At 63.5% G+C, this 24,358-nt stretch carries 25 protein-coding genes; 20 read left to right on the plus strand and 5 right to left on the minus strand.

Translation table 11 applies throughout. The annotated features are described in order from the left end of the window. Positions 1–6 precede the first annotated feature (6 nt). Entirely contained in the window at positions 7–1,080 is a 1,074-nt protein-coding gene (locus tag KDC96_RS05270; RefSeq protein ID WP_212451278.1) for a hypothetical protein, read from the plus strand. 3 nt (positions 1,081–1,083) lie between these two features. Here the strand turns inward: KDC96_RS05270 and KDC96_RS05275 are convergent, their stop codons facing one another. Then, positions 1,084–1,788: a 2OG-Fe(II) oxygenase gene (locus KDC96_RS05275; RefSeq protein WP_212451280.1), complete on the minus strand. Its 705-nt coding sequence runs from the start codon at positions 1,786–1,788 to the stop codon at positions 1,084–1,086. 190 nt (positions 1,789–1,978) lie between these two features. On the opposite strand from KDC96_RS05275, the gene ribB reads away from it, so the two are divergent. The 4 genes from ribB to KDC96_RS05295 all read left to right on the plus strand — a co-directional run bounded on the left by ribB (position 1,979) and on the right by KDC96_RS05295 (position 4,868). After that, positions 1,979–3,229, plus strand: coding sequence for a 3,4-dihydroxy-2-butanone-4-phosphate synthase (gene ribB, locus KDC96_RS05280; RefSeq protein ID WP_212451282.1), 1,251 nt, complete (start codon positions 1,979–1,981; stop codon positions 3,227–3,229). 7 nt (positions 3,230–3,236) lie between these two features. After that, entirely contained in the window at positions 3,237–3,656 is a 420-nt protein-coding gene (gene ribH, locus KDC96_RS05285; RefSeq protein WP_212451284.1) for a 6,7-dimethyl-8-ribityllumazine synthase, read from the plus strand. Positions 3,657–3,834: 178 nt separating this feature from the next. Further along, positions 3,835–4,017 carry a hypothetical protein gene (locus KDC96_RS05290; protein WP_212451286.1) on the plus strand — a complete coding sequence of 61 codons (183 nt, stop codon included), beginning with the start codon at positions 3,835–3,837 and terminating at the stop codon, positions 4,015–4,017. 284 nt (positions 4,018–4,301) lie between these two features. Continuing rightward, complete coding sequence (locus KDC96_RS05295; protein WP_371815547.1) at positions 4,302–4,868, plus strand: MarR family transcriptional regulator; 567 nt, start codon at positions 4,302–4,304, stop codon at positions 4,866–4,868. A 78-nt stretch (positions 4,869–4,946) separates the two neighbouring features. On the opposite strand, the gene eno is transcribed toward KDC96_RS05295, so the two are convergent. Continuing rightward, a complete protein-coding gene (eno, locus tag KDC96_RS05300; RefSeq protein ID WP_212451288.1) occupies positions 4,947–6,236 on the minus strand; it encodes a phosphopyruvate hydratase in 1,290 nt (429 codons plus the stop codon). Between the two features lie 193 nt (positions 6,237–6,429). Between eno and KDC96_RS05305 the strand changes: the two genes are divergently transcribed. The 5 genes from KDC96_RS05305 to KDC96_RS05325 all read left to right on the plus strand — a co-directional run bounded on the left by KDC96_RS05305 (position 6,430) and on the right by KDC96_RS05325 (position 9,306). After that, positions 6,430–7,038 (plus strand): hypothetical protein, encoded by a 609-nt coding sequence (locus tag KDC96_RS05305; protein WP_212451290.1) that lies wholly within the window; start codon positions 6,430–6,432, stop codon positions 7,036–7,038. A gap of 24 nt (positions 7,039–7,062) precedes the next feature. Then, positions 7,063–7,536 carry a phage holin family protein gene (locus KDC96_RS05310; RefSeq protein ID WP_212451292.1) on the plus strand — a complete coding sequence of 158 codons (474 nt, stop codon included), beginning with the start codon at positions 7,063–7,065 and terminating at the stop codon, positions 7,534–7,536. After that, positions 7,533–8,480: a hypothetical protein gene (locus tag KDC96_RS05315; protein WP_212451294.1), complete on the plus strand. Its 948-nt coding sequence runs from the start codon at positions 7,533–7,535 to the stop codon at positions 8,478–8,480. Before KDC96_RS05310 ends, KDC96_RS05315 begins: the two co-directional genes overlap by 4 nt. Before the next feature lie 86 nt (positions 8,481–8,566). Continuing rightward, positions 8,567–8,797: a DUF4170 domain-containing protein gene (locus tag KDC96_RS05320; RefSeq protein ID WP_212451296.1), complete on the plus strand. Its 231-nt coding sequence runs from the start codon at positions 8,567–8,569 to the stop codon at positions 8,795–8,797. A gap of 8 nt (positions 8,798–8,805) precedes the next feature. After that, complete coding sequence (locus tag KDC96_RS05325; RefSeq protein ID WP_212451298.1) at positions 8,806–9,306, plus strand: GNAT family N-acetyltransferase; 501 nt, start codon at positions 8,806–8,808, stop codon at positions 9,304–9,306. 62 nt (positions 9,307–9,368) lie between these two features. On the opposite strand, the gene greA is transcribed toward KDC96_RS05325, so the two are convergent. Further along, positions 9,369–9,845, minus strand: a complete 477-nt coding sequence (greA, locus tag KDC96_RS05330) for a transcription elongation factor GreA (protein WP_212451300.1) — start codon at positions 9,843–9,845, stop codon at positions 9,369–9,371. 113 nt (positions 9,846–9,958) lie between these two features. Then, the gene (gene carB, locus KDC96_RS05335; RefSeq protein WP_212451302.1) at positions 9,959–13,282 is read right to left on the minus strand and encodes a carbamoyl-phosphate synthase large subunit; all 3,324 of its coding nucleotides are present in this window, start codon (positions 13,280–13,282) and stop codon (positions 9,959–9,961) included. A 56-nt stretch (positions 13,283–13,338) separates the two neighbouring features. Between carB and KDC96_RS05340 the strand changes: the two genes are divergently transcribed. Continuing rightward, positions 13,339–13,683 (plus strand): endonuclease domain-containing protein, encoded by a 345-nt coding sequence (locus KDC96_RS05340; protein WP_212451304.1) that lies wholly within the window; start codon positions 13,339–13,341, stop codon positions 13,681–13,683. Positions 13,684–13,796: 113 nt separating this feature from the next. On the opposite strand, the gene carA is transcribed toward KDC96_RS05340, so the two are convergent. After that, positions 13,797–14,999 carry a glutamine-hydrolyzing carbamoyl-phosphate synthase small subunit gene (gene carA / locus KDC96_RS05345; protein ID WP_212451306.1) on the minus strand — a complete coding sequence of 401 codons (1,203 nt, stop codon included), beginning with the start codon at positions 14,997–14,999 and terminating at the stop codon, positions 13,797–13,799. A gap of 146 nt (positions 15,000–15,145) precedes the next feature. Here carA and KDC96_RS05350 point away from each other — a divergent pair, with 146 nt between their 5' ends. The 9 genes from KDC96_RS05350 (at position 15,146) to glyA (ending at position 24,342) form a co-directional block, all read left to right on the plus strand. Further along, the gene (locus tag KDC96_RS05350; RefSeq protein ID WP_212451309.1) at positions 15,146–15,598 is read left to right on the plus strand and encodes a GatB/YqeY domain-containing protein; all 453 of its coding nucleotides are present in this window, start codon (positions 15,146–15,148) and stop codon (positions 15,596–15,598) included. A 60-nt stretch (positions 15,599–15,658) separates the two neighbouring features. After that, complete coding sequence (dnaG, locus tag KDC96_RS05355) at positions 15,659–17,500, plus strand: DNA primase (protein ID WP_212451311.1); 1,842 nt, start codon at positions 15,659–15,661, stop codon at positions 17,498–17,500. A 57-nt stretch (positions 17,501–17,557) separates the two neighbouring features. Further along, positions 17,558–19,591, plus strand: coding sequence for an RNA polymerase sigma factor RpoD (gene rpoD, locus KDC96_RS05360; RefSeq protein ID WP_212451313.1), 2,034 nt, complete (start codon positions 17,558–17,560; stop codon positions 19,589–19,591). 18 nt (positions 19,592–19,609) lie between these two features. Next, positions 19,610–20,011 carry a nuclear transport factor 2 family protein gene (locus tag KDC96_RS05365; protein ID WP_212451315.1) on the plus strand — a complete coding sequence of 134 codons (402 nt, stop codon included), beginning with the start codon at positions 19,610–19,612 and terminating at the stop codon, positions 20,009–20,011. A 33-nt stretch (positions 20,012–20,044) separates the two neighbouring features. Further along, positions 20,045–20,944, plus strand: coding sequence for a sterol desaturase family protein (locus KDC96_RS05370; protein WP_212451317.1), 900 nt, complete (start codon positions 20,045–20,047; stop codon positions 20,942–20,944). A gap of 80 nt (positions 20,945–21,024) precedes the next feature. Continuing rightward, positions 21,025–21,645: a ParA family partition ATPase gene (gene parA / locus KDC96_RS05375; RefSeq protein ID WP_212451319.1), complete on the plus strand. Its 621-nt coding sequence runs from the start codon at positions 21,025–21,027 to the stop codon at positions 21,643–21,645. Then, on the plus strand, positions 21,638–22,480 hold the full coding sequence (locus tag KDC96_RS05380) for an FkbM family methyltransferase (RefSeq protein ID WP_249171933.1): 843 nt from the start codon (positions 21,638–21,640) through the stop codon (positions 22,478–22,480). Before parA ends, KDC96_RS05380 begins: the two co-directional genes overlap by 8 nt. A 75-nt stretch (positions 22,481–22,555) precedes the next feature. Then, positions 22,556–23,035: an RpiB/LacA/LacB family sugar-phosphate isomerase gene (locus KDC96_RS05385; protein WP_212451321.1), complete on the plus strand. Its 480-nt coding sequence runs from the start codon at positions 22,556–22,558 to the stop codon at positions 23,033–23,035. Next, positions 23,032–24,342 (plus strand): serine hydroxymethyltransferase, encoded by a 1,311-nt coding sequence (gene glyA / locus KDC96_RS05390; RefSeq protein ID WP_305819766.1) that lies wholly within the window; start codon positions 23,032–23,034, stop codon positions 24,340–24,342. Before KDC96_RS05385 ends, glyA begins: the two co-directional genes overlap by 4 nt. The last annotated feature ends 16 nt before the right edge of the window (positions 24,343–24,358 follow it).

Consider the following 24,358-nt stretch of genomic DNA (forward strand, 5'->3'; position numbering starts at 1 on the left):
TGCTCGATGTACTGCGAACTCAGGAAAACGCTGCAGTGGGAAAATCCGATGAGCGAGGCGGGCGCGCTGGCGCGCAATCTCGAACGCAATGCCGCGCGACGTTACGACAGATTTCTCAACGACGACGAGCGGCTGTTGCCCGAAGAGCGCGTGCGGCTCGAGGCGGCCGCCGCGCTGCTGGACGAAAGCGACCGGATTGCCTGCATCTCTTCACCGCAGGGCATCTTCGCCAGCAGCCGGATGTGCGAACCCGATACCGCGATCGAATATTTCGAAGGCGCTTTCGCCGTCGCGGCGATCGAGACCGGCAAAAAGCCGAAGTCGCGCGCTGCAGCGATCTGGTCGGCCAAGGGCGATCGCTCTTACCGCATCGATCCCGCTGGCGACGGAGATTGGGAACTTGCCTACAGCGCGCCGGTGCTCGACGGCTACCTTCCGATCGACACGCGGTGCCCGGCGACGCAGGGCATCATTCCCGGCGTCGATAGTGGCGCCGAGCCGATCGACGAAGCCACCGAGAGCGACATCCTGGCGCTGTTGTTCACCGCCTATGCGCTGGTCGAGAGCGGATCGCCCCTCGCCCGGCGCTTCCTCGAAGACTTCGCCCGCGTCATGGTCGCGCGCAATTCACGCGCGGACGAAGGGTTCCATTCTGGCGGCGCGCGGGTGACTGCAGGGCGAATGGTAATGACCAATCCGCTGTTCGCGCGGGACAAGCCGGAATTGATCACCGACGGGCTGGTTCATGAATCGATCCACTGCGCGATCGACCATTGCGAATTCGTCGCGCCGATCCTCACCGTGGTGCAGACCGATGCCGCGATCGTTTCGCCATGGACGGGTAAATTGCTCGACATCAACACCTTCATCCATGCGAGTTTCGTCTGGTACGGTCTGGTGCATTTCTGGACGCTCGCCAATGCCCGCACTTCGCAGCCGACCCCCGGAGCGCTTGAAATGCTGGCCACGGCGCGGCGCGGCTTCATTCGGGCGCGCCCGAGCGAACTGATCGCCCCCTTCACCGATCTGCTGAATCCCGACGTGACCCGCGCCCTCGGCGAGATGGAGATGCCGGGATGATCGTCAGTCGGCTTCCGATTTGGTCGTGAAGAAGCCCGAGATCGCTGCGCGAAAGGCTTCGCCCGCGGCGCTGTCCACCTTCTTCACCATGTGACGGATTCCGGATCGGAATGCGACGAGTCGATTGGGCACCGGCGCGAGAAATCGTCCGTCTCCGGGGCCGCCATCCAACGCCTGGCTGATCGAGCCGTAGAATTCGCGGTGCCTCGACGGTGCCACCCCCTCAGTGCCGCTGTCGGGGGAGCGCGGGTCTTCGATCAGCAGTTCCCCGCCCCAGCTGTCGTGCCATTCGGGGTGGACATAATAGATAAAGGCCCCCGAATGCCCCTGGTCCGCATGCCAGCCCAGCCCGCATCCCGGCGGGTAGAGCGAACAATTGAAGGCGATGTGAGTCCAGGGTTCGAACCCGGCCGCAAAGGCCGCGAACCCCTTGGTCGCGAACATCGCCTGAAAGAGCCGCATGATCGGGTTGGCTGCCCCCGTCCCGACAGAGGGGACCGCCGCGCTCGGATCGTCGTGGACTTGCAGGAAGTGACTCTCCGAAGTCCAGCTTTCGCCATCGGTAAGGCGATAGACGCGCGACAGGCCCTGTTCGTGAACCCGGCTGAACGATTGCGCGAGGAAGAACTGCCACAGCGCCTCGTGTTCGGCCTCGGATAACAGCCCGTCGGACACGACGATGGCATTCTCGGGATGGCGGATCGGCATGGCAGTGTCCTGCTCCCGCGACCTCGACGCCACGCATGCAAGTCGATCAAATCGCGGGAGAAAGATACGGTGTTAGCGCAGGCCGGTCTATCAATAATGCGTTGATCGGCCCGGTGCATATGCCGAATGCGACCAGGCCGACTCCACTTGTGCCGCTTGCAATCACATTACGATGTGATATATTTGAGCAATGGACACATCGACAATCACACGCGTGCGCGAGCTTGTCACATCGGGCGAAATGACCAAGGCCGGGCTCGCCCGTGCCGCCGGTCTCCACGCCAATACCCTGCGTGACGCCGCCGAGCCCGAATGGAACCCGACCGCCGAAACGCTCGCCAAGCTCGAAGCGTTTCTCGATGCCAATGACGATCGCCCCGTGCTGGTCGGGATCGAGGAAATCATCGACGAAGCGCGCAACGGGCGGATGTACATCCTCGTCGACGATGAGGACCGCGAGAACGAAGGCGACCTGATCATCCCCGCGCAGATGGCGACTCCGGCGGCGATCAACTTCATGGCGACCCACGGACGCGGCCTGATCTGCCTCGCGCTCGACAAGGCGCGGGTTGACAAGCTCGGGCTCGAGCCGATGAGCCGCAACAACAAGGAATCCATGCAGACTGCCTTCACCATCTCGATCGAGGCAAGGGAAGGCGTCACCACCGGCATATCGGCAGCTGATCGCGCGCGCACGGTGTCGGTGGCGATCGACAGCACCAAGGGCCCGGACGATATCGTCACCCCAGGACATGTCTTCCCCCTTACCGCGCGCAACGGCGGCACGCTGGTCCGCGCCGGCCACACCGAAGCAGCGGTCGACATTTCGCGGCTCGCCGGGCTCAATCCCAGCGGCGTGATCTGCGAGATCATGAACGAGGACGGGACCATGGCCCGGCTCGACGACCTCGTGGCCTTCGCGCGCAAGCACGATCTCAAGATCGGCACCATCCGCGACCTGATCGCCTATCGCATGCGCAACGAACACCTGGTCGAACGCGTCGGCGAACGCGCTTTTGACAGCGATTACGGCGGGCAGTGGCGGCTCATCACCTACCGCAACCGGGTTTCCGACAACGAGGCCTACGTCCTCCAAAAGGGGCACGTCGATCCCGATCAGCCCACCCTCGCCCGCGTTCACCCGATTTCGGTCTTCGATGACGTGCTGGGGCAACCGGGGCCGCGCAAACGCACGCTGCAGCGTGCGATGAGCGCGATCGGCGAACACGGCTCGGGCATTATCGTAATCCTGACCGGGCGCGTCGGTTCGAGCGGGGAGTGGACTCAGGACGAGGAAATCCGCAACATCGGTATCGGTTCGCAGATCCTCGCCGATCTCGGCGTGCACGACATGATCCTGCTGTCCAATTCGCGGCCTGACCTCGTCGCCATCGAAGGCTTCGGTCTCACCATTACCGGCCACAAGCCCATTCCGGAGTAATCCCCACATGGCCCATATCCTGATTGTCGAAGCGCGGTTCTACGCGCACCTCAACGATATGCTGATCGCCGGCGCGAAGGCTGCGATCGAATCCGCCGGTCACGAAGCCGACGTGATCACCGTTCCGGGTGCGCTCGAAGTGCCCGGAGCGATCGCGCTCGCCGCTGAAAGCGGCGCATATGACGGGTTCGTGGCGATCGGCGTCGTCATCCGCGGCGAAACCTATCATTTCGAAATCGTCGCCGGCGAAAGCGCGCGCGCGATCATGGCACTGACGATGGATGGAATCGCGATCGGGAACGGCATCCTGACCACCGAAAACGAGGAGCAGGCACTGGTTCGCGCCGATCCCGCGCAAAAGGACAAGGGCGGCGAAGCTGCTAGGGCCGCGCTCGCGATGTTGCAGCTGGCCGAACGCTTCGGTTGAAAACTCTTGGAAATACCCGTTCCATCCCGCTCCTGTGCGACCGTGACTACGTAGTTTCCCGGTATAGCTTTCCATAAGGTGTTAGGTTGATATCCGAGGCAATTCCGCTGTTCCGGGGGGATTGGCTGCGGTAATTGCCTCAGCGCGAAAAAATAATGCAGACACGGGGAACCGAGAATTGGCGGAAGGCAACACGGCAAGACCCGCTGTTGAAAGGATCGGTCTGGTGCTGGCAACGCTCGAACAGCAATTGTTGGAACTCGACAGGATCGGGTCCCTGCTGGCGGCTGCACACCTCGATGCAGCCATCCAGCAATTGCGGCTGGAACAGATGAAGCGAGCGGTCGCAAGGGATACTTGAGAGGCCAGAATATGCCGCAGAATTGTCGCGCGACAGCCTCTTCCGCTGGCGGCAGCAATTGCAAACCCTGCACATCCGTATTTGCACGTAAAGCCAAGGTCCGCCCCGGCCGCTAAGAAAATGCGGGGGCGAGGAACCATGGCGGCGCCATTCTACCGCTGAGGACCTCGTCTTGTTGAGCTGGAGGCTCCGATTCAGGTTCACAGGGTGGCAGACGTTGCAATGGGTCAATCATTCGCTCGATGGAGGGGCGGCACCACCGCTGCAGGCCTGCCCGCGTGAATATGGGAGAATCCGTCAACCCTGATAGCTCGGGGGACGAGGCCCGCAGCGAACGCGCACGCCAAGCCGCGCTGTCAACCGGAGCGTTACAGGACCTGCGCCCATTCGCCGACCAGCTGATGGCGATTGCCCAGCAGTTGCGCGATGGCGACCTTGAGCCGAAACCCGCCACGTCCGCGCCCGACGCGGGAGGGTATCAAGCGCGCAGCCAAGACAAGCCCGCCCCGCACGACGATTATCTGGCTATCGCCAGGCGCACCTACGCGGTCCGTCGCCAGCGCGCCGCGATCTTCGGAAGTTCCGAACTGTTCGGCGAACCGGCCTGGGATATCCTGCTCGATCTGTTCATCGCCCAGGCCGAAGGCAAGACGGTGTCCGTGTCGAGCGCCTGTATCGGCTCGGCAGCGCCGCCGACCACCGGCCTGCGCTGGCTGGGGGTGCTGGCCGATCAGGGGCTGGTGCTGCGCGAACAGGATGCCGACGATCAGCGCCGGGTGCTCGTGCGACTGACGGAGCGCGGGATCGCCGCCATGGAACAATACTTTGCCAGCGCCGGCGGTCCCTACTGATCCGCCCGCTGACAGCGCCTGAGCACCTCTCTCTCGCCCCAATCAACGGAGAGCGTGTTCAGGCGCACCCTGCCTCGATCAGCGCGCGAGCGCGCCGAAGCAGCCTCGCCCGGCATAGACCGCGCTGTCGCCGAGCTCTTCCTCGATCCGGATCAGCTGGTTGTACTTGGCCAGCCTGTCCGAACGCGCGAGCGATCCGGTCTTGATCTGACCGCAATTGGTCGCAACCGCGAGATCGGCGATGGTCGCGTCTTCGGTCTCGCCCGACCGGTGGCTCATCACGCTGGTGTAGCCGGCGCGGTGCGCCATATCGACCGCGGCCAGCGTCTCGGTCAACGTGCCGATCTGGTTGACCTTGACCAGCAGCGAATTGGCAAGGCCGCGCTCGATCCCGTCGGACAGGCGCACGGGATTGGTCACGAACAGATCGTCACCCACCAGCTGGACCGTGTCTCCGATCGCGTCGGTGACAGCCTTCCATCCGGCGAAATCGTCTTCGCTCATCCCGTCCTCGATCGAGCGGATCGGATAATCGTCGCACAGCTTCGCGAGGTAGTCGGCCATGCCAGCGCCATCGAGGCTCAGCCCCTCGCCCGAAATTTCGTACTTGCCGTCCTTGAAGAACTCGGTCGCGGCGCAGTCCAGCGCCAGCACGATATCCTCGCCCGGCCTGAAGCCGGCCTGCTCGATCGAGGCCATGATGAAATCGAGCGCCGCGCGCGTGCTGGCGAGATCGGGCGCGAACCCGCCCTCGTCGCCGACTGCGGTCGACAGGCCCTTGTCCGACAGGCCCTTCTTGAGCGTGTGGAACACTTCCGAACCCCAGCGCACCGCCTCGGCAATGCTGTCCGCGCCGACCGGCATGACCATGAACTCCTGGATGTCGATCGGGTTGTCGGCGTGTTCGCCGCCGTTGATGATGTTCATCATCGGCACCGGCAGGACGTGCGCGGACACCCCGCCGAGATAGGCATAAAGCGGCAGACCGCGCGCATTCGCCGCCGCCTTCGCCACCGCCAGACTGGTGCCGAGGATCGCGTTCGCGCCGAGCCGCCCCTTGTTTGGCGTATCGTCGAGCGCGATCAGGCCCAGATCGATGTCGCGCTGGTCCTCGGCATCGAACGCTCCGATCAGGAAGTCGCGGATCTCCGTATTGACCGCCTCGACCGCCTTCAGCACGCCCTTGCCCTTGTAGCGACCCTTGTCGCCGTCGCGCAGCTCGACCGCCTCGTGCGCGCCGGTCGATGCGCCCGAAGGCACCGCCGCCCGGCCGAAACTGCCATCGTCTAGCAGAACGTCGACTTCGACCGTCGGATTTCCGCGGCTGTCGAGAATTTCGCGTCCATGCAGATCGATTATCGCAGTCATTGTTGGCTCCGCCGAGAATGTGTTGTATGGAGATAAGACACTTGAATCGGCGACGATTCTGGACGACCGCCGCGCTTGCTGCCCGCACCCCTATTCCCCGGAACATGCAGGCGCAAGCGGCGTTGACCTGACACGTATCAACCCCGAGCTTTCCTACTGGAAAAGCAATCGATTGGAGGGCAAGACAAAGACCATGGCAGACACAAGCACCACGAAAACACCGGCCAAGACCTCGGCCAAGGGTTCGACCAGCAAATCGACATCGCCCAAGAAGGCTTCGCCGAAAAAGACGGCGGCCACCGCCAAGGCTTCCGATGCGTCGACCGGCACAGCAGAAGCGAAGAGCCGCTTCAATGCCGCTCTCGAGGAAGCGAGGGCCGGAGCCGCCGCGCTACGCAGCGAAGCGGGAACCCGTGCCGATGCATACCGCGAACAGGCTCGCAGCAAAGGAGACGACCTTATGAGCGAGGCGCGCCAGTATGGCGAAAAAGCAAAGACCCGCGCAGGCGAACTCGCCACCGACGGTAAATCCGCTGCAAGCGATGCGATCGCTTCGATCGGCAAGGTCGTGGGCGACACCGCCGATCAGATCGACAACCGTTTCGGCGAGCAATACGGCGATTACGCCCGCAAAGCGTCGCGCAGCCTGGCCGAAACCTCGGCCAAGCTCGAAGCCAAGAGCGTCGAGGAAATCGGCGAGGACGCGCGCGAGTTCGTGCGCAAGAGCCCCGGCGTGGCGGTAGGCATCGCTGCGGTGGCGGGATTTCTCCTCGCACGCATGTTCCGCGGCCCGCGCGGCTGACCGCAGGCGAGCGGGGGGCCGTTCATGCTCGACGACAAGGGACCGGCAGGTCCGCAAGGCGATCCCGATGCGCCGCTGTCCCCTGCTTCACCGGGTCTGAAGCCGGACCCTTCCGTCGCGTCCGAAGACGATGTCTCCGGCGATGAGGGGCTGTTCGAGGAACTGGCCGCACTGGTCGACGACGGGCGGACCTACGCCGAAGCCGAGATCGCGTTTCAGAAGACCCGCGCGTCGCTTGCCGGGCGCAGCGTCGGAATGGCGGCGGTGTTCGCCGTTCTCGCCATCATCGCGCTGCACATCGCCTTTCTCGCGCTGGCGGTCGGACTGGTGATCGCGCTCGCCCCGCTGGTCAGCATCTGGGGTGCGATTGCGATCGTCGTCGGCGCGCTGCTGTTGCTGGTGGCCTTGCTCGCGCGCGCCGCAATGCGGCAGGGCACACGGATAGGAGCCCTGTTCGAAAGTCCGCCCAAGCTCGAACCGACGGACGGCGACACGTGACCGGACTGCCCGAACAATTCCTCGAAGACCGGGCGCTGCGCGATGCGGCACGCCAGGTGTTGATGGCCGATCTCGCGCATGCGAAGGCAAGCCTTTCGGGCAAGTCGATCGCCAATCGTGTCGGCAGCCGCGTGGGCGACGGAGCGAAAGACGTGTTCGAAGTCGCCAGAACTCACGCGGAAGACAACCGCGGAATCCTCGCGGCCCTGATCGGGGCGATCGTCCTGTTCTTCGCGCGCGAGCCGATTTTCGAAATACTCGGCATTGCCAAACCGGACGGTGACGACGACATGTCCGGCGACGAAACTGAGCAGGAGGGCGCGGACCCTGCGCCGCCCCCGCCCCCGAATCCTACGGAGACGACTATGACCGATAATCTGCCCGCCACCGCCTCCGAAAAACGCGACGAGCTGCGCGCCAAGATCGAGGCGAGCGAACGCCGCATCGCCCAGCGTACGCTCGCCGACCAGGCGCGCGAGGCCGCGAGCGCCGCCACCGAATACACGCGGCAGCACCCGTTTACCGTGCTCGGTGGAGCTATCGCGGTCGGAGTCGTCATCGGTCTGATGACCAAGCCGGGGCGGCGAGCGGTGACACGCGCAGCGACCGGAACCGTAAGCGCAGTCGGAGGCGCCGCATCGGGCGCCGCGAAGAGCGTCGGCGGTGCGGCCAGAGCGCGCGGCGCAGCGATCGGCACCCTGTTTACCGATGCAATCGTCGCCTACGGCATGAGACTGATCGACGACGTGCTCGACACTGCGCGAAGCGGCCAGGACAGGATCGAGGATCTGGGCGACAGCGCCGCTGCAAAGTCGCGCGAAATGAAGCGCGAGGCCGGATACATGGCCGGAACCGCAGCTGACAAGTCGCGCACCATCGCCCGCCGCACCCGTCGCCGGGCAGAACGCGCGGTACGCGGTATCAAGGATCGTGTCGCGAACTAGGCGTTAGCCGCCATCGGGACAGACTTGCCCCGCTCGCGCGGTGCGCTATGGCGCGCCCATAACACCATCTCCCCAAGGATCAGGCTATGGAAGAAACCACCCCGAACCAGCGGCTCCACCTCGTGATGGGTGGCCGCGTCAAGGACCCGCGCGGACACGAGTTCCAGGACCCGGAAAGCCTGCACGTCGTCGGTGTGTTCAGTTCCTATGACGATGCGGTCGAAGCCTGGCGCGCGCAGGCGCAGCGCACGGTCGACGATGCCGAAATGAAATATGTGGTGGTCCACATTCACAAGCTGCTGACCCCGGACAAGTAGGCCGGGCGGTGGCCTATGCTATCCGCCCGTTCCGCGCTGACGACGCGCCGGCGCTGGCGGACCTGACGCTGGATGCAATCCGGGCGGTCGGTTCTGCTAAATACACGCCCGAGCAGGTGGAAGCCTGGGCGGCACGGCATCCCGGACCAGACCGGTTCCTCGAGAGGTTCCGGAACGGCGCCACGATCATCGTCGCAGCTGACGCCGACGACCATGCGGTCGCCTACACGCTGCTCGAGCCGAACGGGCACCTCGACATGCTGTATTGCCACCCCGAGCACACCCGGCGCGGGTTGGCCGATCAACTGCTGGTGCAGGCCGAACAGGCGGCACGCGCTGCCGGGATCGAGCGACTCTACACCGAAGCGAGTGAACTGGCCCGCCCGGCGTTCGAGCGCGCCGGGTACACGGCGCTGAATCGCCGCGACTTCGCAATCTCGCACGACCGGCAGGACGGCACCCGCAGCGTGCCGATCCACAACTACGCGATGGAAAAGTGTTTGGCGTGAGCTCCTGCGAAAGCAGGAGCCCGGCGCCATGCAATCCTGCTTTCGCAGGACAACACGATCGTTCAGATGAATTCGATCTTGTTGACGAGGTAGAACTTGTCGCCCGCAGGCACCGTCACTTCGATCTCGTCGTCGACCTGTTTGCCGATCAGCGCTCGCGCCAGGGGCGAAGAATAGGAAATGCGGCCCTTGGCGGCATCCGCTTCGGTCTGGCCGACGATCTGATACTTCACCGGCTTGTCGTCTTCATCGAGCAACGTCACGGTCGCGCCGAAGATGATCTTGTCGCCCGAAAGGCTCGCAGGGTCGATGATCTGCGCGCGGCTGACCTTGTCTTCGAGATCGGCGATCTGCGCTTCGACCTGGCCCTGGCGCTCTTTCGCGGCGTGGTATTCGGCATTTTCCGACAGGTCGCCATGCGCACGCGCTTCCTCGATCGCATCGACGATGCGCGGCCTTTCGGCGCGCAACGCCTTGAGATCGCTGGTCAGACGCTCATACCCCTCCGCGAGCATCGGAACCTTTTCCATCGTGGCCATCCGTTTCTTTCCTTCTGGTCCCATCCCGGCGCAAATCGCATGATTTCGAGTGCGACCGCTGCTCAATTGGCGGTCCGAAAGGCGAAAATGTCGGGAGAGACGGCGTGGTTGCGTCAGCTATAATAGTCCTGCAACGAGCGGACTTCAAGCTCCTCTGGTGCAATCGCTGCAATCGCCCGGGCCGCGGCATCCGAAGCAGCCGCCGTGGTGTAATACGGCACCTTCTTCTCCAGCGCGGTCGCACGGATCGATTTTGAATCCATCAGCGATTGCCAACCCTCGGTGGTGTTGAAAATCAGCGCGATCTCGCCGTCGATGATCTTGTCGACGATATGCGGCTGCCCTTCGGCGACCTTGTTGATCCGTTCCACCGCGAGGCCCTGTTCTGCGAGATAGCTTTGTGTCCCGCCGGTTGCGATCACCTTGAACCCCTGTCCGATCAGACTCTTGACCGCCGGAACAATCACCGGCTTGTCGGTGTTCTTGACCGAAACGAACACGGTCCCCTCGCGCGGGAGCGTCATGCCCGTGCCCATCTGCGATTTGAGAAACGCGGCCTCGAAGCTGGTGTCGATCCCCATCACCTCGCCGGTCGATTTCATTTCGGGGGTGAGCACCGGATCGGCGCCGGGGAACCGGTTGAACGGGAACACCGCTTCCTTGATGGCCATGTACGGCAGATCGCGCTTGAACGGCTCGAAGGTGCTCAGCATCTCGCCTGTCATCACGCGGCTGGCGATCTTGGCGACCGGCTGGCCGATGGCTTTCGCGACGAACGGCACGGTGCGGCTGGCGCGCGGGTTGACCTCGATCAGGTACACTTCGCCGTCCTTGACCGCGAACTGCACGTTCATCAGCCCTATGACGTTTAGCGCCCTGGCGAGCGCATCGGCCTGACGCTCCATTTCCTCGACGATCTCTGCGGGCAGCGAATAGGGCGGCAGGGTGCAGGCGCTGTCGCCCGAGTGCACCCCGGCTTCCTCGATATGCTGCATCACTCCGGCGATGCGCACTTCCTCGCCATCGCACAGCGCATCGACATCGCATTCGGTCGCGTCGCGCAGGTACTGGTCGACCAGCACCGGGCTGTCGCCCGACACATTCACGGCGGTCTTGATGTAATCATCAAGCTGCGCTTCGGAATCGACGATTTCCATCGCCCGCCCGCCGAGCACGTAGGAGGGGCGCAGCAGCACCGGATAGCCGATCCGCGCGGCAACCGCCGCCGCCTCGTCGCGGCTGTAGGCGATACCGTTTTCGGGCTGCTTGAGTTTCAATTTGTTGACCAGCTTGGCAAACCGCTCGCGGTCCTCGGCGAGGTCGATCGCATCGGGGCTGGTGCCGAGGATCGGGATTCCCTCATCCTCCAGCGCCTGCGCGAGCTTCAACGGCGTCTGCCCGCCGAATTGCACGATCACCCCGGCCATTTCGCCGGTGGACATTTCGACCCGCAGAATCTCGAGCACGTCCTCGGCCGTCAGCGGCTCGAAATACAACCGGTCCGAGGTGTCGTAATCAGTCGAAACCGTCTCCGGGTTGCAGTTGATCATGATCGTTTCGAAGCCCTGCTCCGCCAGCGCGAAACAGGCATGGACGCAGCAATAATCGAACTCGATCCCCTGCCCGATCCGGTTCGGCCCGCCGCCGAGGATGACGACCTTCTTGCGGTCGCTCGGATCGGCTTCGCATTCGGGCTCGCCGAAGCTGGGGGCCTCGTAGGTCGAATACATGTAGGGCGTGATCGCTTCGAATTCGGCGGCGCAGCTGTCGATCCGCTTGAACACCGGCAGCACGCCGAGTTTGCGGCGCAATTGGCGCACCTCTTCCTCGCTGGTCGCACCTGCCATGGCTTGCAGCGCGTCGTGCAGCAGCCCGGAGCGCTTGGCCTGCGTTTCCGCCATGCCGCCCGCGACCCCGACCGAGCGCACCGCCAGCGTCGCGAGACGCTTGTCGGAAAAGCCCATGCTCTTGAGCCGCCGCAGTCCGGCCGCATCGGTCGGCAGCCCATCGGCCTGCACTTCGCGCTCCGCAGCGATGATCGCCTCGATCTGGCGCAGGAACCACGGATCATAACCGGTGATCGGGTGGATGTCCTCGACGCTCAGCCCCTCGCGGAATGCCTGCGCCACCTTGAGCAGCCGGTCCGGGGTCCTCCGCGAAAGCGCTGCGGTGATGACATCGGTCGCCACCCCTTCGAGCTCGGGCACGCGGTTGAACCCGTCGAGCCCGGTTTCGAGACCGCGCAGCGCCTTCTGCATCGATTCCGCGAAATTGCGCCCGATCGCCATCACCTCGCCGACCGATTTCATCGCGGTCGACAGCGTCGCTTCGGTGCCCTTGAACTTCTCGAACGCGAAGCGCGGGATCTTGGTCACGACGTAGTCGATGGTCGGCTCGAAGCTCGCCGGGGTCGCGCCGGTGATCTCGTTGGTGATCTCGTCGAGCGTGTAGCCCACCGCCAGTTTCGCCGCGACGCGCGCGATCGGGAAGCCGGTGGCCTTGGATGCCAGCGCCGACGAGCGCGAGACGCGCGGGTTCATCTCGATCACGATCAGGCGGCCGTCCTTGGGATTGACCGCAAACTGCACGTTCGATCCGCCGGTCTCGACCCCGATCTCGCGCAGCACCTCGATGCTGGCGGTGCGCATGATCTGGTATTCCTTGTCGGTCAGCGTCAGTGCCGGGGCGACCGTGATCGAATCCCCGGTGTGGACGCCCATCGGATCGACATTCTCGATCGAGCAGATGATGATGCAATTGTCCGCCTTGTCGCGGACGACCTCCATTTCGTATTCCTTCCAGCCGAGCAGCGATTCCTCGATCAGCACCTCGGTGGTGGGCGAAGCGTCGAGCCCGTCGGATACAATCTTGTCGAACTCGGCCTTGTTGTAGGCGATTCCCCCGCCCGTCCCGCCGAGCGTGAAGCTGGGGCGGATGATCGCGGGCAGACCGGTATGGTCGATCAGCGCGCGGGCTTGTTCGAGAGTGTTGGCAACGCCGCTGCGCGCGCTTTCGAGCCCGATGGAATCCATCGCCTCGCGGAACCGCTGGCGGTTTTCGGCCTTGTCGATCGCGTCGGCCTTGGCCCCGATCATCTCGACCCCGTGCTCGGCCAGCACACCCATCTCGTCGAGCTTCAGCGCGCAGTTGAGCGCGGTCTGCCCGCCCATCGTCGGCAGCAGCGCGTCGGGCTTTTCCTTGGCGATGATCTTGGCGACGATTTCGGGCGTGATCGGCTCGATATAGGTCGCGTCGGCAAACTCCGGATCGGTCATGATCGTCGCCGGGTTGGAGTTGACGAGGATGACCCGGTAGCCCTCCTCCTTCAACGCCTTGATCGCCTGCGTGCCCGAGTAATCGAACTCGCAGGCCTGCCCGATGATGATTGGGCCTGCGCCGATGACGAGGATGGATTGTATATCTGTGCGACGTGGCATTATGTGCTCCGAAGCCCCTTCCCTTGAGAAAAGGGGTTGGGGATGGGTGTAGTGCGATGACTGAGAAGCGCCTCACCGGCGTGGCGCGCAAACTGCGCAACGATCCAACCGAAGCGGAAAAGCGGCTGTGGTCGCACCTGCGCGCAAGCCGGATGGGCGCGAAATTCGTCCGTCAGTCTCCGATTGGCGATTTCATCGCGGACTTCGCGTGCCGCAGCCTGAGAATTGCGATTGAACTCGACGGAGGACAGCACACCGCAGAGGCTGACGCTGCCCGAACGCAGATCATCGAAGCGCACGGCTACCGCGTGATCCGCTTCTGGAATCACGAGGTGCTTGAGAACACTGATGGTGTACTCGAAGCGATCAAGCGCGAAATCGAAATAGCGCGCAACTGCTAAGCCCCCTCCCTTGAGGGAGGGGGTTGGGGTGGGTGTGCGACGCCCGAGTTGTCGCCCTGCCCCATCACCGCTGAACCCCCATCCCCAACCCTTCCCCAAGGGGAAGGGAGAGATCATGAATCGGACCGAAGATCCTCACCCCAACCCCCAACGAATTTCTCGAACAGGTAGAAGCTATCCTGCGGCCCCGGTGACGCCTCCGGGTGGTACTGCACCCCGAACGCCTGCTTGCCCTTCACGGCAATCCCGCAATTGGAGCCGTCGAACAGGCTCACATGCGTCTGCTCCACCTCCGGCGGCAGCGTGTCGGCGTCGACCGCGAAGCCGTGGTTCATGCTGGTGATCTCGACCAGCCCGGCGGTTTCGCCCCAGCCCTCCCCGACCCGCTGGACCGGATGGTTCGCGCCGCGGTGGCCCTGGTGCATCTTTGTCGTTTTCGCGCCCGCCGCCAGCGCAAGCATCTGGTGGCCGAGGCAAATGCCGAACAAAGGCACATCGGCATCCAGCAGCGCCTTGATCACCGGCACCGCATACTCACCGGTCGCAGCCGGATCGCCCGGGCCGTTGGAGAGGAACACGCCGTCGGGCTCCAGCGCCATGATCTCGTCGAACGAGGTCTTCGCCGGAACCACCGTCACCTTCGCACCCGCTTTGACGAGATTGCGGAAGATGTTGTCCTTCGCGCCGTAATCGATCGCGACCACGTGCGGCTTGTTCGACCAGTCGGCCCGGCCGTATCCATGCCCGAGCCGCCAATACCCCCCGGCCCAGTCCTCGCGCTGTGCGCGCGTGACCTTGATCGCGAGATCGAGCCCTTCGAGCCCCGACCATTGCTGCGCCTGCGCCAGCAACGCATCGAGATCGAACTGGCCTTCCGGATCATGCGCGATCACCGCGTTGGGCGCGCCGCTCTGCCGGATGCGCCGGGTCAGTGCGCGGGTGTCGACGCCCGACAGGCCGATCTTGCCGTGCCTTTCCATCCATTCGGTAAAGCGCTCCAGCGAGCGGAAGTTCGAAGGCTCGGTCACATCCTCGCGCACCACGCAGCCGACTGCGCTTTCGACCGCGCTTTCGACATCTTCGGCATTCGCACCGACATTGCCGATATGCGGAAAGGTGAAGGTGACGATCTGCGCCGCGTAAGAGGGATCGGTCATCACCTCCTGATATCCCGTCATCGCGGTGTTGAAGCACACCTCGCCCACCGCACTGCCGCTCGCGCCGAACCCCCGGCCCCAGATCACGCTGCCATCGGCCAGAACGAGGACTCCTGTCGCCCCCTTGGGTTGCGCAGGACGGGAGGCAGCAGAAGCCATTCGGGCTCTCCGGGTCAGGGTTTCCAGCGATGTCGCTAAGTCTCATCCGCTAGGGCCGTGCGCGGTGCGCGTCAACCTAGGCGAACGCGCTCGGTTGCGTTAGAGCGCGCTCCAGCACCCTTCCATCCACAGAAAGTTCCAGAGCAATGATCCGCGACGATATCAAGGCTGCCACCATCACCGCCATGAAAGCCGGCGAAAAAGGCCGCACCGCGACGCTCCGCCAGATCGCGGCCAAGATCAAGGACCGCGATATCGAAGAGCGGACCAGCGGCAAGGATATCCCCGACGACGAGCTGGTGACCTCGGTGCTGCAGAAGATGGCCAAGCAGCGCCGCGAATCGATCGAAATGTACGAACAGGGCGGCCGCCAGGAGCTGGCCGACAACGAAAAGGCCGAACTCGCGGTGATTGATGAGTTCCTGCCGCAGATGATGAGCGAGGAAGAGACGAAGGCCGCGATCGAGGCGATCAAGGCCGAAACCGGCGCGTCATCGATGAAGGACATGGGCCAGGTCATGGGTGCGCTCAAGGCGAAGCACGGCGCGGTGCTCGATGGTAAGCTGGCGAGCGGGCTGGTGAAAGCGGCGCTCAGCTAATCACAGCCTATTCCACAGAGTGCGCTTGAACGCGCGCGCATTCGGACGCACTCTTCACCCATGACAATCACCCCGCAATGGAAGGACGAGCTGCGCGCGCGGATCACGCTGTCGAGCGTCATCATGCGCACGACCAAGCTCACCAAGGCGGGGCGCGAATGGAAGGCGTGCTGCCCGTTTCACGACGAGAAATCGCCGAGTTTCACCGTCAACGACCAGAAGGGCTTCTACCACTGCTTCGGCTGCGGCGCGCATGGCGACGTCATCGGCTGGATGATCGAGCAGCGCGGGCTGTCGTTTATCGACGCGATCAAGGAGCTTGCCGCCGAAGCCGGGATGGAGGTCCCCGCCCCCGATCCGGTCGCCGCGCAACGGGCCGAGAAGCGCGCCAGCCTGGTCGACGTCACCGAAGCGGCGCAGCAATGGTTCGTCGACAACCTGCGCGGGCCGGAGGGGCGCGAGGCGCTCGAATATCTGAAGCGGCGCGAGCTGAAACCGGAAACGCTGCGGGAGTTCGGTTTCGGCTACGCCCCCGAAAGCAAGCAGGCCCTGCCAACCGCGCTGCCCGGCTTCGACGAGGCGATGCTGGTCGAAAGCGGGATGCGGATCGCAACCGAGGACGGCACCAAGTACGATCGTTTTCGCGGCAGGGTGATGCTCCCGATCCAGGATGCCCGCGGCCGGGTCATCGCGTTCGGCGGACGCATCCTGCAGGACCGCGACGGCGTCGCGAAATATCTCAACTCGCCCGACACCCCGTTGTTCGACAAGGGGCGCACGCTTTACAACCTGCACCGTGCCGCGCCCGCATCGCGCCAGTCCGGCCGGGTCGTCGTGGTCGAAGGCTACATGGACGTCGTCGCGCTGGCGCAGGCGGGGTTCGGCGATGCCGTCGCCCCGCTGGGCACCGCGCTGACAGAGATGCAGCTCGAAATGCTGTGGCGCATGGTCGAAGTGCCGGTGCTGTGTTTCGATGGCGACGCCGCCGGGCAGAAGGCGGCGATGCGCGCGATCGGCCGGGCCCTGCCCCTGCTCGCCCCGATGCGATCGCTCAGCATCGTCCGCCTGCCAGCCGGTCTCGATCCGGACGACCTCATCAACCGCGACGGGGTCGGCGCGATGGAACGGCTGCTGGCCGAGCCGACCTCGCTGCTCGATTTCCTGTGGCAGTATGAACGCGATGCGTTGCCGCTGGAGAGCCCCGAGGCGAAAGCCGGGTTGAAGGCGCGGCTGATGGCGCATGTCGATACGATCCAGGATCGCGATATCCAGGCGCTTTATCGCCGCGAACTGCTCGACCGGTTTTCGGCCTTTGCATATCCGCCTCGACCGCCGCGCGCTCGGCCGGGCTCCGCATCGTGGCGCACGGGGCCGTCGCAGTCGCGCGGCCTCTCGCCCGAGGCGCGTTCGGCCCTGCAAGCGATCACCGTCGGCGGCCAGCGGTCCGATCTGCTCGATGCCGTGCTGGCCGGTTTTCTCCGCCATCCCGGCGAAATCGAACGCCATGCCGAGGCGCTCTCCAGCCTCGCCCGGCTCGACCCGAAAGCCGCACCTGCAATCGAATCGCTGATAGAGCTGTCCGAGACACTTGATTCGCGCGGCGAAACCGCCATATCTCACCCGCAAGGCTATCCTGCCCCACCGGTCGATATTCGCTACGCCTTCCTCAGAGATGGCATTCCACCCGGTGAAGCGCGCGAGGAACTGGCCGAAGCTGTGTCGCTGCTGGTTGAGAAGCCGGCGCTCGAGGATGCTATGGCAGCCACGATCGCCCGGTTTGACGAGGACCCGGAAGGATCAATCGCCGAGCAGATCAGACTGCGGCAACAGCTTACGACAGTTGACGAGCGCCTGAAGGCATTCGGGCGCAGGAAGGCCGCTCCGGCGGCGGGAACGGAATAAACAGCGGCGTCCCCGGGTCATCCCGCGGACGACCCGACAACGGATTGATAGCGATACATGGCCTCGACCGCTAAAAAGAAGAAAAAGCTAGACGAAGACGCACCGCTGATCGACCTCAACGAGGCGTCGGTGAAAAAGCTTCTCACCAAGGCGAAGAAGAAAGGCTACGTCACGTATGACGAGCTGAACGCCGCGCTGCCTTCAGGCGAGATGAGCCCGGACCAGATCGAGGACATCCAGACCGCGCTTTCCGAAATGGGCGTGCAGATCGTCGAAAGCGACGAGGAAGCCGAAGCCGAGGCCGAACAGGAGGCCGAGGTCGAGGAAATGTCGGTCGGCGAAGACGGCAAGAAGAAAGACGTCAAGAAAGATACCAAGGTCGCCGTCAAGAAGACCGGCACGGGCGAGCGCACCGACGATCCGGTGCGGATGTATCTGCGCGAGATGGGCGCGGTTGAGCTGCTCAGCCGTGAAGGCGAAATCGCGATCGCCAAGCGCATCGAGGCCGGCCGCGACATGATGATCATGGGGCTTTGCGAAAGCCCGATCACCTTCCACGCGATCATCCAGTGGTCCGAAGCGCTCAACAACGAAGACATGCAGCTGCGCGAGATCCTCGATCTCGATGCGATGCTTTCCAAGGAGCCTCCGCCCGACAAGATGGAGGAAGAGAACGCCGACGACGACGGCGAAATCTCGGAAGAGACCGCCGGCCCGACCATTCGCGACGACGATGACGACGACGACTCCGATGAGGAAACCGCCGAGGGCGAAGACGGCGAAGAAGGCAGCTCCAAGAAGGACGACGAAGAGGAGGAAGACAACACCCTCTCGCTCGCCCAGATGGAAGCCGCGCTGAAGCCCGAGGCAATCGAACGCTTCGCGCGCATCACCAAGCTGTTCAAGACTTTCGAGAAATTGCAGGCCGAACGCGTCGAAACGCTCGCCGCTGGAGACGATTTCCCTGCCGCGAAGGAAAAGAAGTACGAAAAGCTCGGCGAGGAGCTGACCGGCGAAGTCGAAAGCATGCAGTTCCACGCGACCAAGATCGAATTCCTGGTCGACAATCTCTACGCCTTCAACCGGCGCCTGACCGCGCTCGGCGGGCAGATGCTGCGCCTGGCCGAACGGCACAAGATCAAGCGGATCGATTTCCTCAATTCCTACGTCGGCAACGAACTCGACGATGCGTGGATCAAGGCCAACGCCAAGAAGGACAAGAAGTGGGCGGCCTTCGCCGACAAGGAAGCCGACGCGATCGACCGCATCCGCGCCGAAATCGCCGATATCGCCGCGCAGACCGGCATGGCGCTCCCCGAGTTCCGCCGCATCGTCAACATGGTGCAGAAGGGCGAGCGCGAGGCACGCATCGCGAAGAAGGAAATGGTCGAGGCGAATCTGCGCCTGGTGATTTCCATCGCCAAGAAATACACCAATCGCGGGCTGCAATTCCTTGATCTTATTCAGGAAGGCAACATCGGCTTGATGAAGGCAGTCGACAAGTTCGAATACCGCCGCGGTTACAAGTTTTCGACCTACGCGACGTGGTGGATCCGGCAGGCGATCACCCGCTCGATCGCCGACCAGGCGCGCACGATCCGTATCCCGGTTCACATGATCGAGACGATCAACAAGCTGGTCCGCACGAGCCGCCAGTTCCTGCACGAAGAAGGCCGCGAGCCGACTCCGGAAGAAATGGCCGCACGTCTCTCGATGCCGCTCGAAAAGGTCCGCAAGGTGATGAAGATCGCCAAGGAACCAATCTCCCTCGAAACGCCGATCGGCGACGAGGAAGATTCGCATCTGGGCGATTTCATCGAGGACAAGAATGCCGTGATCCCGGTCGATGCCGCGATCCAGGCGAACCTCAAGGAAACCGTCACTCGCGTGCTCGCCTCGCTCACTCCGCGCGAAGAACGCGTGCTGCGCATGCGCTTCGGCATCGGGATGAACACCGACCACACTCTGGAAGAGGTCGGCCAGCAGTTCAGCGTGACCCGCGAGCGTATCCGTCAGATCGAGGCGAAGGCGCTGCGCAAGCTCAAGCACCCGAGCCGCTCGCGGAAGATGCGGTCTTTCCTGGATCAGTAACGGTCGGCTTGGAGGCTCATGTCCGAGATCCTAAAACTCGGCGAGCGGCTCTATGCGGCCCTCGGATCAAGTGACGGTGAGACGCTGATGGAACTTCTCCACCCGGATTTCCGCGGCGACACGACTCCGGGTCTGCCGTTCGATCTCGGCGGTGTCTATGAAGGACGCGATGCGATGATGCACGATTGCTGGGGGGTCATCGGGCAGCACTTTGACATGCACTCCGAAGTCGAACACCTGGCTGCGACAGACGATGCGATCATGGCTTACGGCACGTATCGCGGAACCGCCAAAAGCACTGGAAAGCCCATTGCGGCACGCTTTGCGCATTTCTGGCCGGTCTACGGAGGCCGGATTACCGGCGTGCACCAGACAACCGATAGTGCCGCCTGGTACACGGCGTTGGAAAAAGACAGCTAGCGCACGCGAACTGTCTTGGGCATTGTCGCTCGCATGGAGAATTTGCAAAGCGCAATCGACTTCATCGGCGGGCCCGCCGCTCTCTGGATTCTCGCCTCAGTCTATTTCGGCAGCGTGATCCTCGAGCGGCTGTGGGCGATCCGGGGCAATCCGGATTATAACAACAAGGATGCGCTGTGCTCGATCGGGCTCAACCTGATGTCGAGCGTCATCAACCTCGTCATCGGGCTGCTGATCCCGCTGGCGCTCTACGTCCTCGTGTTCGACAATCTGCGCCTGTTCGAGAGCATCCCGCTGCTGCTCGCGATCCCGCTGGCCTTCGTGCTGCACGAATTCCCCTATTACTGGGATCACCGGCTCGCGCACCGGATCGGGCTGCTATGGGCGTTCCACGCGATCCATCATTCTTCCAATGACTTCAATCATTCGACGGCGGCGCGGGGGTTCTTCCTCGATGGCCAGCTCAAGGCGTTCTTCGCGATCCCCGCAGCCTTCATCGGCATCGACCCGGTGATCTACATCGCCGTCAGCGTATGCACCAACGCCTTTGGCATCTGGAACCACGCCAGCTGGGTTCCGCGCCTCGGTTGGGTCGACCGGGTGCTGATGACGCCCAAGATGCACAAGATCCATCACGCCAACCAACCGCAATATATCGATCGCAATTACAGTCAGGTCACGTTGCTGTTCGATCGCCTGTTCGGCAGCACGGCGTATCTCGGCGAGGAACCCAATCCGGGGCTGGTCAAGCCGACCTACGACTACAATCCGCTGACCGCGCAGTTCGTGGGGCTGATGCAACTCAAGCACCGGACGGACGCGGCCGAGCGCTGGCAGGACAAGCTCGCCTATCTCTGGCGCCCGCCCGAATGGTCGCATGACGGGGTGTGCCGCAGCGACTGCCCCAAATATTCGGGTGCCGCGCACGCCTGAGGATTGCGGAAACCTCGCCTCTCGCAAAGCTGCATGAATTGACCTACGCATTGTGCATTGCAGCAAAGCGGGATTGATCCATGCCAATCATAGCCATCGTCAGCCAGAAGGGCGGCTCCGGAAAGACCACCCTCGCGGTCCACCTCGGCACGCGCGCAGCTCAGGCGGGGCATGAGAGTTGCGTGATCGACACCGATCCTCAGGCGACGGCTGCGGCGTGGGGGGACTGGCGCGGGGATTTCCTGCCCGTCGTCGTCACCAGCCCTCCTGCCCGGCTTGGCCGCACGATCGAGAGCGCCAGGAAGAACGGGGTCGATTTCATCGTTATCGACACCCCGCCCCACGCCGATGCTGCGGCGCGCGAAGCCATCAAGCAGGCGGATATCGTCCTGATCCCGACCAAACCGCGCGCTTTCGATCTGCACGCGCTCGAACCGATCGCCGACCTGGTTGAATTCGCCAATAAGCCCGCCTTCGTCGTGCTCAACGGCGTTCCGGCCGGCGCGACCGTCCTGACCAAGGATGCGCGCAGGGCGGCCAAGAATATGGGGCTCGATATCTGCGCGGTCGAGCTCGGCGATCGCGCCGCGTTCCACCGCTCGAGCGCAAAGGGCGAGACCGCCGCCGAGATCGATCCTGACGGCAAGGCCGCAAAAGAAATCGAGAAGCTGTGGAAGTGGCTGACGAAAAAGCTTGGTTAGTCCGCTGTGGCTAAGCTGGTGCAATCCGGTTGCGATATCCAACAAAATCGCCGATGCGGGCGGTCACCACATGTTGAGCCACCAGATCAAACGCCAGCTGCGTTCGGTGCAGACCTTTTTTCCGGGTATCCGCACCGCGAAGTTCTCCGCCTACAACTGGGCGACGCGAAACCTTGGCTGGCGGGTCGAGCCGGAATTCAGGCTGCTGGATGCGCTCGCCCCGTGCGACCTGGCGGTGGATATCGGCGGGAACTGGGGCCAGAGCATCTACGCGCTTCAGCGCCATGCAAAGCCCGGAAAAATCGTCAGCTTCGAACCGAACCCGCAACTTGCGGCGCGCCTGAAGAGCACGTTTGCTGGCGACGCCTCGGTGGAGGTCGAATCCTGCGCGCTGGGGGATACGCCAGGCGAGTTCGACCTCTACCTGCCGTCCTATCGAGGATATGAATATGATGGCCTCGCCAGCCTCGACTACGACAGCGCCGCGAAATGGCTGAACCCGGAGCGGATGGCAGCGTTCAATGCGCACTTGCTTGAGATTCAGCGACATCGGATCGAAGTGCGCACGCTCGACAGCTATGACCTCGCGCCCGATATCGTCAAAATCGACGTCCAGGGCCATGAAGAGGCGGTCATCAAAGGCGGTCTCGATACGATCGCTCGCAGCCAGCCCGTGCTGATTATCGAGGACCCTACCGAGGGACTGATTGCCCTTCTGGCCGATGCGGGACTGGGACATTTCGGGCTTGTGGACGGCAAGCTTATTCCGGGCGACCTATCTCAGCCCAACTCGCTGTTCCTGAGCGATGCTAGGCGAAAGCTCATCGCAGGTTGATTTGCCGCATTTCGGGTGATGAAAAGCCGCATTGCCCGGTGGAGTTTCGCCGCCCGCCGCCCTATGTAGGCCCGCATGCGTATTGCCATTGCTTCCGATCACGCCGCGACCGACCTGAAGGCCCAGCTGGCCGAATGGTTGATCGACGAGGGCCACGAAGTCGCCGATCTCGGCCCCGACAAGGGCGAGAGCGTCGATTACCCCGACTACGGTTACAAGCTCGCCGAAGTCATCGCCGACGGGACAGCCGAATTCGGCATTGCGCTGTGCGGATCGGGAATCGGCATTTCGATCAGCGTCAACCGGCACCCGGCGGCCCGCTGCGCGCTCGTATCCGAGCCGCTTTCCGCTGCGCTGTCGAGAGAGCACAACGATGCGAATTGCATCGCGCTCGGCGCAAGGCTGATCGGCATCGAAATGGCCAAGACCTGCGTCGCGACCTTCCTCAACACCGAATTTGCCGATGCCGACGACCCCAGTGGGCGTCACCAACGCCGCGTCGCCAAACTCGGCAACCCGCCCGCCCTGCCCGATCACATCGAGACCCATCAATGAGCACGCAACCCTCCCACAGCACCGATCCGATGCACGGATTCTGGCACGATGACCTGGCGACCTCCGACCCGGACATCGCAGCCGCAATCGGCAACGAGTTGAAGCGCCAGCAGGACAAGATCGAACTGATCGCAAGCGAGAACATCGCTTCGAAAGCCGTGCTTGAAGCGACCGGAAGCGTGTTCACCAACAAGTATGCCGAAGGATATCCGGGCAAACGCTACTATGGCGGCTGCGATTATGCCGACGTGGTCGAAACGCTGGCAATAGAGCGCGCCAAGCAGCTGTTCGGCTGCAATTTTGCCAATGTTCAGCCGAATTCCGGTTCGCAAATGAATCAGGCCGTATTCCTCGCGCTGCTGGAGCCGGGCGATACCTTCATGGGACTCGATCTCAATTCGGGCGGACACCTCACCCACGGATCGCCGGTCAACATGTCGGGCAAGTGGTTCAACCCGGTCAGCTACGGCGTGCGCGAAGGCGACGAGCTGATCGACATGGACGCAGTCGCCGCCACCGCGCGCGAACACAAGCCCAAGCTGATCATCTGCGGCGGCACCGCTTATTCGAGGTTGTGGGACTTCGCGGCATTCCGCGAAATCGCCGACGAAGTGGGGGCATATCTGCTGTGCGACATGAGCCACATTTCCGGCCTCGTCGCCGGCGGCGCGCACCCTTCCCCCTTCCCGCATTGCGACATCGTCACCTCGACCACGCACAAGAGCCTGCGCGGACCGCGTTCGGGCATCATCCTGTGGAACGACGAGGCGCTGACCAAGCCGCTCAACATGGCGGTGTTCCCCGGCCTTCAGGGCGGCCCGCTGATGCATGTAATCGCCGCGAAGGCGGTGGCTTTCCGCGAGGCGCTGCGCCCGGAGTTCAAGACCTACGCCCATCGTATCGTCGAAAACGCCCGCGCGCTCGCCGCGAGCCTTGAAGAGAACGGTCTGCGGATCGTGTCGGGCGGGACCGACAACCACTCGATGCTGGTCGATCTCACCGCGAAGGACGTGACCGGGAAGGACGCGGAAAAGGGCCTCGATCGCGCCTGGCTTACCTGCAACAAAAACGGCATCCCGTTCGATACGCGCTCCCCCTTCGTCACCAGCGGTATCCGCCTCGGCACACCTGCGGGCACCACGCGCGGTTTCGGCCCGGTCGAATTCCGCACGGTTGGCAAGCTGATCGCCGAAGTGGTCGACGGCCTGTCGAAGAACGGCCCCGAGGGCGATGCGCAGGTCGAGGAAAGCGTGCGCTCGCGGGTCGCCGGACTGTGCGCCGATTTCCCGGTTTATCCGGGCATGTAGTGCAGGCCGTGGGTCG

This window comes from Erythrobacter sp. JK5 (assembly GCF_018205975.1).
Classification (GTDB): Bacteria; Pseudomonadota; Alphaproteobacteria; order Sphingomonadales; family Sphingomonadaceae; genus Erythrobacter.

What these genes read in the sequence shown, in the direction of transcription:
- KDC96_RS05370 (WP_212451317.1), top strand. Translation starts at nt 20,045, where the DNA reads ATGGAGAATTTGCAAAGCGCAATCGACTTCATCGGCGGGCCCGCCGCT.
- carA (WP_212451306.1), bottom strand. Translation starts at nt 14,999, where the DNA reads ATGGCTTCTGCTGCCTCCCGTCCTGCGCAACCCAAGGGGGCGACAGGA.
- KDC96_RS05295 (WP_371815547.1), top strand. Translation starts at nt 4,302, where the DNA reads ATGGGAGAATCCGTCAACCCTGATAGCTCGGGGGACGAGGCCCGCAGC.
- eno (WP_212451288.1), bottom strand. Translation starts at nt 6,236, where the DNA reads ATGACTGCGATAATCGATCTGCATGGACGCGAAATTCTCGACAGCCGC.
- KDC96_RS05385 (WP_212451321.1), top strand. Translation starts at nt 22,556, where the DNA reads ATGCGTATTGCCATTGCTTCCGATCACGCCGCGACCGACCTGAAGGCC.
- rpoD (WP_212451313.1), top strand. Translation starts at nt 17,558, where the DNA reads ATGGCCTCGACCGCTAAAAAGAAGAAAAAGCTAGACGAAGACGCACCG.
- KDC96_RS05305 (WP_212451290.1), top strand. Translation starts at nt 6,430, where the DNA reads ATGGCAGACACAAGCACCACGAAAACACCGGCCAAGACCTCGGCCAAG.
- ribB (WP_212451282.1), top strand. Translation starts at nt 1,979, where the DNA reads ATGGACACATCGACAATCACACGCGTGCGCGAGCTTGTCACATCGGGC.
- greA (WP_212451300.1), bottom strand. Translation starts at nt 9,845, where the DNA reads ATGGCCACGATGGAAAAGGTTCCGATGCTCGCGGAGGGGTATGAGCGT.
- KDC96_RS05350 (WP_212451309.1), top strand. Translation starts at nt 15,146, where the DNA reads ATGATCCGCGACGATATCAAGGCTGCCACCATCACCGCCATGAAAGCC.
- KDC96_RS05310 (WP_212451292.1), top strand. Translation starts at nt 7,063, where the DNA reads ATGCTCGACGACAAGGGACCGGCAGGTCCGCAAGGCGATCCCGATGCG.
- KDC96_RS05340 (WP_212451304.1), top strand. Translation starts at nt 13,339, where the DNA reads ATGACTGAGAAGCGCCTCACCGGCGTGGCGCGCAAACTGCGCAACGAT.
- glyA (WP_305819766.1), top strand. Translation starts at nt 23,032, where the DNA reads ATGAGCACGCAACCCTCCCACAGCACCGATCCGATGCACGGATTCTGG.
- dnaG (WP_212451311.1), top strand. Translation starts at nt 15,659, where the DNA reads ATGACAATCACCCCGCAATGGAAGGACGAGCTGCGCGCGCGGATCACG.
- KDC96_RS05270 (WP_212451278.1), top strand. Translation starts at nt 7, where the DNA reads ATGTACTGCGAACTCAGGAAAACGCTGCAGTGGGAAAATCCGATGAGC.
- KDC96_RS05275 (WP_212451280.1), bottom strand. Translation starts at nt 1,788, where the DNA reads ATGCCGATCCGCCATCCCGAGAATGCCATCGTCGTGTCCGACGGGCTG.
- KDC96_RS05365 (WP_212451315.1), top strand. Translation starts at nt 19,610, where the DNA reads ATGTCCGAGATCCTAAAACTCGGCGAGCGGCTCTATGCGGCCCTCGGA.
- parA (WP_212451319.1), top strand. Translation starts at nt 21,025, where the DNA reads ATGCCAATCATAGCCATCGTCAGCCAGAAGGGCGGCTCCGGAAAGACC.
- KDC96_RS05320 (WP_212451296.1), top strand. Translation starts at nt 8,567, where the DNA reads ATGGAAGAAACCACCCCGAACCAGCGGCTCCACCTCGTGATGGGTGGC.
- ribH (WP_212451284.1), top strand. Translation starts at nt 3,237, where the DNA reads ATGGCCCATATCCTGATTGTCGAAGCGCGGTTCTACGCGCACCTCAAC.
- carB (WP_212451302.1), bottom strand. Translation starts at nt 13,282, where the DNA reads ATGCCACGTCGCACAGATATACAATCCATCCTCGTCATCGGCGCAGGC.